The organism is Cryobacterium sp. TMS1-13-1, from assembly GCF_004403125.1.
GTDB classification, from domain to species: Bacteria; Actinomycetota; Actinomycetes; order Actinomycetales; family Microbacteriaceae; genus Cryobacterium; species Cryobacterium levicorallinum.
The window spans coordinates 129,741-137,203 of sequence record NZ_SOGX01000002.1 but is presented as its reverse complement, the minus strand read 5'-3'; the positions used below and the strand labels follow the sequence as shown (position 1 = coordinate 137,203).

General features: G+C 64.5%; 9 protein-coding genes. 6 read left to right on the top strand and 3 right to left on the bottom strand.

The features are described 5' to 3' along the window. Positions 1–179 precede the first annotated feature (179 nt). From E3T31_RS01540 to paaI, 3 genes are read right to left on the bottom strand one after another with little or no spacing between them, the layout of a single operon-like run. A complete protein-coding gene (locus E3T31_RS01540; RefSeq protein WP_134467166.1) occupies positions 180–779 on the bottom strand; it encodes a TetR/AcrR family transcriptional regulator in 600 nt (199 codons plus the stop codon). A gap of 41 nt (positions 780–820) precedes the next feature. Next, positions 821–2,140 (bottom strand): phenylacetate--CoA ligase PaaK, encoded by a 1,320-nt coding sequence (paaK, locus tag E3T31_RS01535; protein WP_134467165.1) that lies wholly within the window; start codon positions 2,138–2,140, stop codon positions 821–823. 17 nt (positions 2,141–2,157) lie between these two features. After that, the gene (gene paaI / locus E3T31_RS01530) at positions 2,158–2,586 is read right to left on the bottom strand and encodes a hydroxyphenylacetyl-CoA thioesterase PaaI (protein WP_134467164.1); all 429 of its coding nucleotides are present in this window, start codon (positions 2,584–2,586) and stop codon (positions 2,158–2,160) included. A gap of 195 nt (positions 2,587–2,781) precedes the next feature. Here paaI and paaA point away from each other — a divergent pair, with 195 nt between their 5' ends. The 6 genes from paaA to E3T31_RS01500 are packed head-to-tail and all read left to right on the top strand — an operon-like array spanning position 2,782 to position 7,401. Then, positions 2,782–3,768: a 1,2-phenylacetyl-CoA epoxidase subunit PaaA gene (gene paaA, locus E3T31_RS01525; RefSeq protein WP_370304177.1), complete on the top strand. Its 987-nt coding sequence runs from the start codon at positions 2,782–2,784 to the stop codon at positions 3,766–3,768. Further along, positions 3,765–4,070 (top strand): 1,2-phenylacetyl-CoA epoxidase subunit PaaB, encoded by a 306-nt coding sequence (gene paaB, locus E3T31_RS01520; protein ID WP_092106867.1) that lies wholly within the window; start codon positions 3,765–3,767, stop codon positions 4,068–4,070. Before paaA ends, paaB begins: the two co-directional genes overlap by 4 nt. Continuing rightward, positions 4,067–4,915 carry a 1,2-phenylacetyl-CoA epoxidase subunit PaaC gene (gene paaC / locus E3T31_RS01515; protein ID WP_134467163.1) on the top strand — a complete coding sequence of 283 codons (849 nt, stop codon included), beginning with the start codon at positions 4,067–4,069 and terminating at the stop codon, positions 4,913–4,915. The genes paaB and paaC overlap by 4 nt, the downstream gene beginning before the upstream one ends. Further along, positions 4,912–5,469 (top strand): 1,2-phenylacetyl-CoA epoxidase subunit PaaD, encoded by a 558-nt coding sequence (gene paaD / locus E3T31_RS01510; protein WP_134467162.1) that lies wholly within the window; start codon positions 4,912–4,914, stop codon positions 5,467–5,469. The genes paaC and paaD overlap by 4 nt, the downstream gene beginning before the upstream one ends. Further along, complete coding sequence (gene paaE / locus E3T31_RS01505; protein WP_134467161.1) at positions 5,469–6,614, top strand: 1,2-phenylacetyl-CoA epoxidase subunit PaaE; 1,146 nt, start codon at positions 5,469–5,471, stop codon at positions 6,612–6,614. The genes paaD and paaE overlap by 1 nt, the downstream gene beginning before the upstream one ends. 13 nt (positions 6,615–6,627) lie before the next feature. After that, positions 6,628–7,401 (top strand): enoyl-CoA hydratase/isomerase family protein, encoded by a 774-nt coding sequence (locus E3T31_RS01500; RefSeq protein WP_134467160.1) that lies wholly within the window; start codon positions 6,628–6,630, stop codon positions 7,399–7,401. The last annotated feature ends 62 nt before the right edge of the window (positions 7,402–7,463 follow it).

The window sequence follows — 7,463 nt, the reverse complement described above, 5'->3', positions numbered from 1 at the left end:
TAAGACTCTCAGCGCTGATGGTACTGCAGGGGGGACCCTGTGGGAGAGTAAGACACCGCCGGACTTAACTTAGAAACAAACAAAAAGGCCACCCGCAAGGGTGGCCTTTTTGCGTTAACCCAGGACAACGATGGAGAGAAGGGCACGCACAGAAGTGCGTGGCCTTTGCTATCTAATAGCTAGCGGCGGCGGAGGCCGTCCAGGGCTACGGCCAGGACGTCGTCGGCGAGCTGGGCGGCACCCTCTGGACCTTCGGGGCGATACCATTCGGCGATGGAGTTGACCATGCCGAACAGTAGGCGCGTGACGATGCGGGGATCGATGTCGCTGCGGAGTGAACCTGCATCGCTGGCCTCGATGACCAGGGCCGAGACGGCGCGGTCGAAGGCCCGACGGCGCGTGAGAGCCAGCCGCTCGACCTCGGTATTGCCGCGCACGCGGAGCAGTAATGTGACGTAGGGAAGCCGCGACGTGAGAACTTGAACGGCACCGCGCAGCACGTAGGCCAGGCGGTCGATAGCGCTTCCGGTCAGCGCTCCGGACTCAAGCAAGACTCCCTCGAGACCATTCAGCGCCTCGTCGAGGGCGAGCTGCAGCACTTCATCCTTGGAGGAGAAGTGGTGGTAGATGGCCGCTTTCGACAGGGCGAGGCGTGTCGCGAGCACTCCCATCGAGGTGGCGTCGTAACCGAATTCATTGAACGCGGTGACGGCGATCTCGAGGATGGCGCGCTGGTCGTAGCCGGGGCGCCCGCGCTTGGGGGTGTGTACGTCAGACATAGGTCTTGAGTCTCTCACGCACGCGGTCCGGACACGACAAACTAGCGCAGGTCGTACACGCGCTTGTGCTTTCCGGTGCTGCGCTCCAGGGTTCCGGGTTCGACGATGAGTACATTGACGCTCGAGCCGATCCGGTCCTTGATCAGGGCAATGAGGAGGGCGCGGGCGACCGTTGACTCCGTATCGGTGGAGTGCTCGTGCCGTTCAATACGCACGGTCAATTCGTCCATGCGGGAGGGTCGGGTCAGTTCTAGCACGAAATGCGGCGTGAGGTGCTCGATGCCGAGCACGATCTCTTCGATCTGGGTCGGAAAAAGGTTGACCCCGCGCAGAATGATCATGTCGTCGTTGCGACCGGTGATCTTCTCCATCCGGCGCATACCTGGTCGAGCGGTACCGGGAAGCAATCGGGTCAGGTCTCTGGTGCGATAGCGAATGACCGGAAATGCCTCCTTGGTCAGCGACGTGAACACGAGTTCACCCGTTTCACCGTCAGGCAGGCCCTGTCCGGTGTCACCATTGATGATCTCCGGCAGAAAGTGATCTTCCCAGAGATGCGGGCCGTCTTTGGACTCGATGCACTCATTACCGACCCCCGGGCCCATGACTTCGCTGAGGCCGTAGATGTCGAGTGCGTCGAAGTCGAGACGGTCTTCCAGCTCGAGCCGCATCTGGTTGGTCCACGGTTCGGCACCGAGCACGCCGGCTTTGAGACTGGAACGGCGCGGGTCGAGGCCGGCGGCCACCATGGCATCGGTGATCGTGAGGAGGTAACTCGGCGTTGACAGAATGATGTCGGGCTCGAAGTCGGTGATCATCTGCACCTGCTTATTGGTCTGTCCGCCCGACATGGGAATGGCGCAGGCACCGAGTGCTTCGATGCCGGCGTGGGCGCCCAGTCCCCCGGTGAACAGTCCGTAGCCGTAGGCGTTGTGCACCTTCATGCCGGGGCGCACACCCGAGGCGCGCAGGCTGCGGGCGACCAGTCCCGCCCACATCGCGAGGTCATTCTTGGTGTAACCGACCACGGTCGGCAGGCCGGTCGTGCCCGACGAGGTGTGAATGCGTGCGACCTGGTGCATCGGTACCGCAAACATGCCGAACGGGTACGAGATCCGCAGGTCTTCCTTGGTCGTGAATGGCAGCAACGCGACGTCTTCGAGGGTACGAATGTCGTCCGGGTGCACACCGACCGCATCAAATTTGCGCGTATAGAGAGGTACGTTCTGATATGCGTGCCGCACGGTGTGCTTGAGGCGAATCAGTTGCAGCGCGCGAATCTCGTCGCGGTCCAGGCGTTCTGCTGCGTCGAGCTCCTCGAGTGCCGGTGCGTGCAGACGGGTCTTGGTCAGCGTTGACATGGTGCCTTCCGGAAAGGTTAGAGGTAGTTGCGAGCGGGAACGGGCAAGTTGGTGGTGCGGCTTCGGCCGCGGAATTCGGCGACCGTGACGTCTCCGTCGATGGCCACCCGCACGTCGTAGATGCCGCTTCGGCCGCTCTTGACCCGCAACAGCGCGGTTGCGGTCAGGTTCTGGCCGCTCGTGGTCGGCTTCAGAAAGGTGATGTCGGCGCCGGCGGCGAGCGTAACGTGATGCGAGTCGTTGCAGGCGATGGCGAAGGCCGTGTCGGCGAGAGCGAAGATGAAACCGCCGTGGGTGACATCGAAACCATTGAGCATGTCGTCGCGCACCACCATCGAGACCACCGAGTGGCCCGGCTCGTTACGGTGCACGATCATTCCGAGAGAAGCGGATGCCCGGTCGCGCTGCATCATGGCCTGGCTGCCGGCGGATGCTGCTTGGGTCATTCGGATCTCCTCGTTGAGTTGCCGTTTAAGCGGGGGTTGCCCGCCCAATAATGAGACTATATACTAACTGAACGATCGGTTGGTAATAGAATGCCGTTCAGTGCGCAATATTCTCGACGTGCATTACCTTAGCGCCGCCAGCTTGTACACGATAAAGATCCGACCACCGCAGTCAACGCAGACCAGGAGCCGATGATGACAAGCACCATCACGCCCGATATGAGCGTCCCCGCCGCAATCAGTGTCGAAGAACAGCAGTTCAACGATCTGATTGAAGCCGATTCGCGCATTGAGCCGCGCGATTGGATGCCCGAGGGCTACCGCAAGTCGCTCGTGCGCCAGATCTCACAGCACGCGCACTCCGAAATCATCGGCATGCAGCCCGAGTCCAACTGGATCACCCGCGCCCCGAGCCTCAAGCGCAAGGCCATCCTGATGGCCAAGGTGCAAGACGAAGCCGGCCACGGCCTTTACCTCTATTCCGCCGCGCAGACCCTCGGCGCTACCCGCGATGACATGACGGATGCCCTCATCGCCGGCAAGGCGCGCTACTCCTCGATCTTCAACTACCCGACCCCGAGCTGGGCTGACATGGGTTCGATCGGCTGGCTCGTCGATGGCGCTGCCATCTGCAATCAGGTGCCGCTGTGCCGGGCAAGCTACGGCCCTTACGGCCGCGCGATGGTGCGCATTTGTAAGGAAGAATCTTTTCATCAGCGCCAGGGTTTCGAGATTCTGCTCGAGCTCATGCAGGGCACCGACGACCAGCGCCAAATGGCCCAGGATTCGGTCAATCGCTGGTACTGGCCCGCGCTGATGATGTTCGGCCCGCCCGATGATGACTCGCCCAACTCAGCGCAGTCGATGGCCTGGAAGATCAAGCGTCACTCCAACGACGAGCTGCGTCAGCGCTTCGTGAATATGCTCGTTCCGCAGGCGGCCGTGCTCGGCGTAACCCTGCCGGACCCCGACCTGCACCTCAACGAAGAAACCCAGCAGTGGGATCTCGGCGTGATCGACTGGACCGAGTTCCACGAGGTACTCGCCGGACGCGGCCCGAACAACGCCCAGCGCCTGCAGCGCCGTCGCGACGCCCACGACGAGGGCCAATGGGTGCGCGAAGCAGCCGCAGCTTATGCACGTAAACAGTCCGCACGAACTGAAGAAATGGCAGCCTCATGACCACTCCCGGCGACTCAGCCGCAGAAATCTGGCCCCTCTGGGAGGTCTTCGTGCGCTCCAACCGGGGCCTCAGCCATGTGCACGTCGGCTCGCTGCACGCCCCCGACGAGACCCTCGCCGTGCGCAACGCCCGCGACCTCTACACCCGTCGCAGCGAGGGCGTCTCGGTCTGGGTCGTACCCGCCGCCGCTATCACCACGAGTGACCCCGACGCCAAGGGTGCCTTCTTCGAATCGCCCGCCGGCAAGAACTACCGCCACGCGAGCTACTACTCGAAGAGCGAGGGAGTGAAACACCTGTGAGTGACGACACTGCGAACAATGACAGGGCCGAAGCGGATGTTCACGGCCACGTCGCCGTCGAAGTCACCACCCTCGACGCCGAGCTGATCGAGGGCCCGTCCGTCGCCACAGCCGACATCGCGGAATACGCACTGTGGCTCGGTGACGACTCACTCGTCCTGGCCCAGCAACTCGGCGCCTGGATCTCCCGCGCTCCCGAACTCGAAGAAGATGTCGCCCTCGGCAACGTCGCCCTCGACCTGATCGGGCACGCCCGGTCCCTGCTGCACTACGCCGGCACCGCCACGGACCGCAGCGAAGACGACCTCGCCTACTGGCGCACCGAGCCCGATTTTCGTTCGCTGCACATTGTCGAGCAGCCCAACGGTGACTTCGCGCACACGATCGCGCGCCAGTTCGTCGTGTCCCACTACCTGTTCGAGCTGTACAGCCGGCTGCGGGCATCCGCTGACGCAACCCTCGCCGCGATCGCCGCCAAGGCGGTGAAAGAGGTCGACTACCACCGCGACCACTCCACCCAGTGGGTGCTGCGCCTCGCGCAGGGCACCGACGAATCGCGCCGCCGCATGATCACCGCCCTTTCCGACCTGTGGCCCTACGTCGAAGAGATCTTTCGCGACGACCCGCTCATCGACCGCCTCGAGGGAATCGCGGTTCGCCCGTCGAGCCTGCGCCCCGCGTTCGACTCCGCGATCGCGCCGGTGCTCGCCGAAGCCGAACTCGACATTCCGGTGGGATTCGTCGCCTCCGGCGGTGGCCGCACCGGCAAGCACTCCGAACACCTCGCCTTTCTTCTCGCCGAAATGCAGGTACTCACCCGCGCCCACCCCGGAGCGTCCTGGTGACTACCCAGACGCACGAAGCTGTCGCCCGCCCGCGTCCCACCGACGCGGCCTCGCTGGCCGCCTGGACCATCGCCGCCCAGGTCGTCGACCCCGAGATTCCGGTGGTCACCATCGAAGACCTCGGCGTGCTGCGCTCGGTCAACGTCACCAGTGACGCCGACGGTACCCAGGCAGTCGCGGTCACTCTGACCCCGACCTATAGCGGATGCCCCGCGATGGACGCCATGCGCGATGACGTTCTCGCGGTGCTCACGAGCGCCGGGTACGAGAACGTCTCGGTTCGGCTGGTGCTCAGCCCGGCGTGGACCACCGACTGGATGAGCGAGATCGGCCAGAACAAGCTCCGCGAGTATGGCATCGCGGCTCCGACCGGGCATGCGACCGTACGTGGATCCGGTCCGGCCGGCCCAATCCGCCTGAAAATGGCCGTGAAATGCCCGCGCTGTTCCTCGCTGAACACCCGCGAGCTCGCGCACTTCGGCTCCACCTCCTGCAAGTCCCTCTACGAATGCCGAGATTGCCTCGAGCCGTTCGACTACTTCAAGGTGCTCTAATGGCTGCAACACGTCTCGAATCCACGAACGAGGGCGCCACCACCCTGGCGCCGGTCAAGCACCGCGCGCGCTTCCACACCCTGACCGTGGCCGAAGTACGCCCGCTCACCGCGGACAGCGTCGAGGTCACCTTCACCGTTCCGCCCAAGCTCCAGGGCGCGTTCGGCTACCTGCCCGGCCAGCACCTCGCCCTGCGCGCCACGATCGACGGCCAGGAACTGCGCCGCAGCTATTCGATCTGCCGGCCAGAGGCATCCGGCCAAATCAGCGTTGCGATCAAGCGCGACCTCGGCGGTGCGTTCTCCACCTGGGCCAACAGCGAGTTGCACGCCGGCGACAAACTCGACGTGATGAGCCCGCAGGGCAGCTTCACCTCAAACCTGCGCAATCTCGATCACAAACACGTCGTCGGCGTGGCCGCCGGTTCGGGGATCACCCCGCTGATGGCCCTCGCGCACACCGTTCTCGCCGCTTCTGACACCTCGATGTTCACCCTCGTGTACACCAACCGCACCGCGCTCGACGTGATGTTCCTCGACGAACTGGCCGAGCTCAAGGACCGCTACCCGGCCCGCCTCGCGCTCTACCACGTGCTCTCCCGCGAGCAGCGCTCGTCCTCGTTGCTCTCCGGCCGCATCGACGAAGAGAAGTTTCGGCGCATGCTCGACACCATTCTGCGCCCGGCCACCGTCGATGAGTGGTTTCTGTGCGGCCCCTTCGAACTCGTGCAGCTGTGCCGTGACACGCTCGAAAGCACCGGCGTCGACCGCGCGCACGTACGTTTCGAACTGTTCACCACCGGGGAGCCCTCGGCGGCCAACGGCGATCGCGGCCGGCCGGTCATCATCGGCACCGGTGACAAGACGTTCCAGATCGAGTTCACCCTCGACGGCCAGAGCAACACGGTCACGACGCCGGTCAATGCGAACGAGAGCATCTTGAACGCCGCCCTGCGGGTGCGGCCCGACGTGCCGTTCGCCTGCGCCGGCGGAGTCTGCGGCACCTGCCGCGCCAAACTGGTCAGCGGTGACGTCACCATGACCGAGAATTACGCGCTCGAGCCCGAAGAACTCGCCCGCGGCTATGTTCTGACCTGCCAGTCGCACCCGACCACCGACACCGTCGTCGTCGACTATGACGTTTAGAAAGCGGATGTACGTGATTGACATCTCAATAGACAACGACGTCGCCCACGTGGTGCTAAACGCGCCCGACAAGCTCAACGCCCTCGATGCGGCCGCGATCGTGGAACTCGACGCGGCTTACCAAACGGCCGAGCGGGCCGGCGTGCGCGCCTTGGTACTGAGCGGCGAGGGACGGGCCTTCTGCGCCGGCCGGGACATTTCTGCGGTCGATCCGCGCACCGACGATGTGCTCGGCTACCTCGGTGATCTCGTCACTCCGCTGCTGGAGCGCATGAGCCGGTTTCCGGCACCGACCTTCGCGGCCGCCCACGGCGCCTGCCTTGGCGTCGGACTCGGTCTGCTCATCGCGACCGACGTTGTCTACGTCGCCGACACCGCCAAGATCGGCTCGCCGTTTGCGAACCTCGGCGCCACGCTCGACTCGGGTGGACACGCCCTGTTCGTGGAACGGCTCGGCGCCCACCGCACCCTCGACCTGATCTACAGCGGCCGGCTCATGTCGGGGGCTGAGGCCGTCGCGGGCGGCCTGTTCAGCCAGGTCTTTCCGGCCGCGGAGCTGACCGAGGTGACCGTGCAGGCGGCCGCTCGCGCGGCATCCGGTGCAACGCAGGCCTTTCTCGCGAGCAAAGCGCTCGTGCAGTCACTGCGAGACGAACGCCTCGGACTCTGGCAGAGCATGAGCGACGAAACCGCAGCCCAGGCCGCGCTGTGCGCCACCGGCGACTACCGCGAGGGCTTCGCCGCGTTCCAGGAGAAGCGCAAGCCCGCATTCACCGGCCGCGCCTGACCCGTCCCCAGCTGGGATTGCGGCCAATTCGGGCGGGATCTCTTCGCGTTGATCGTGGTCCA

Coding starts and splice junctions, on each gene's coding strand:
- paaI (WP_134467164.1), bottom strand. CDS start 2,586: ATGACCCAAGCAGCATCCGCCGGCAGCCAGGCCATGATGCAGCGCGAC.
- paaK (WP_134467165.1), bottom strand. CDS start 2,140: ATGTCAACGCTGACCAAGACCCGTCTGCACGCACCGGCACTCGAGGAG.
- paaE (WP_134467161.1), top strand. CDS start 5,469: ATGGCTGCAACACGTCTCGAATCCACGAACGAGGGCGCCACCACCCTG.
- paaB (WP_092106867.1), top strand. CDS start 3,765: ATGACCACTCCCGGCGACTCAGCCGCAGAAATCTGGCCCCTCTGGGAG.
- paaA (WP_370304177.1), top strand. CDS start 2,782: ATGACAAGCACCATCACGCCCGATATGAGCGTCCCCGCCGCAATCAGT.
- E3T31_RS01540 (WP_134467166.1), bottom strand. CDS start 779: ATGTCTGACGTACACACCCCCAAGCGCGGGCGCCCCGGCTACGACCAG.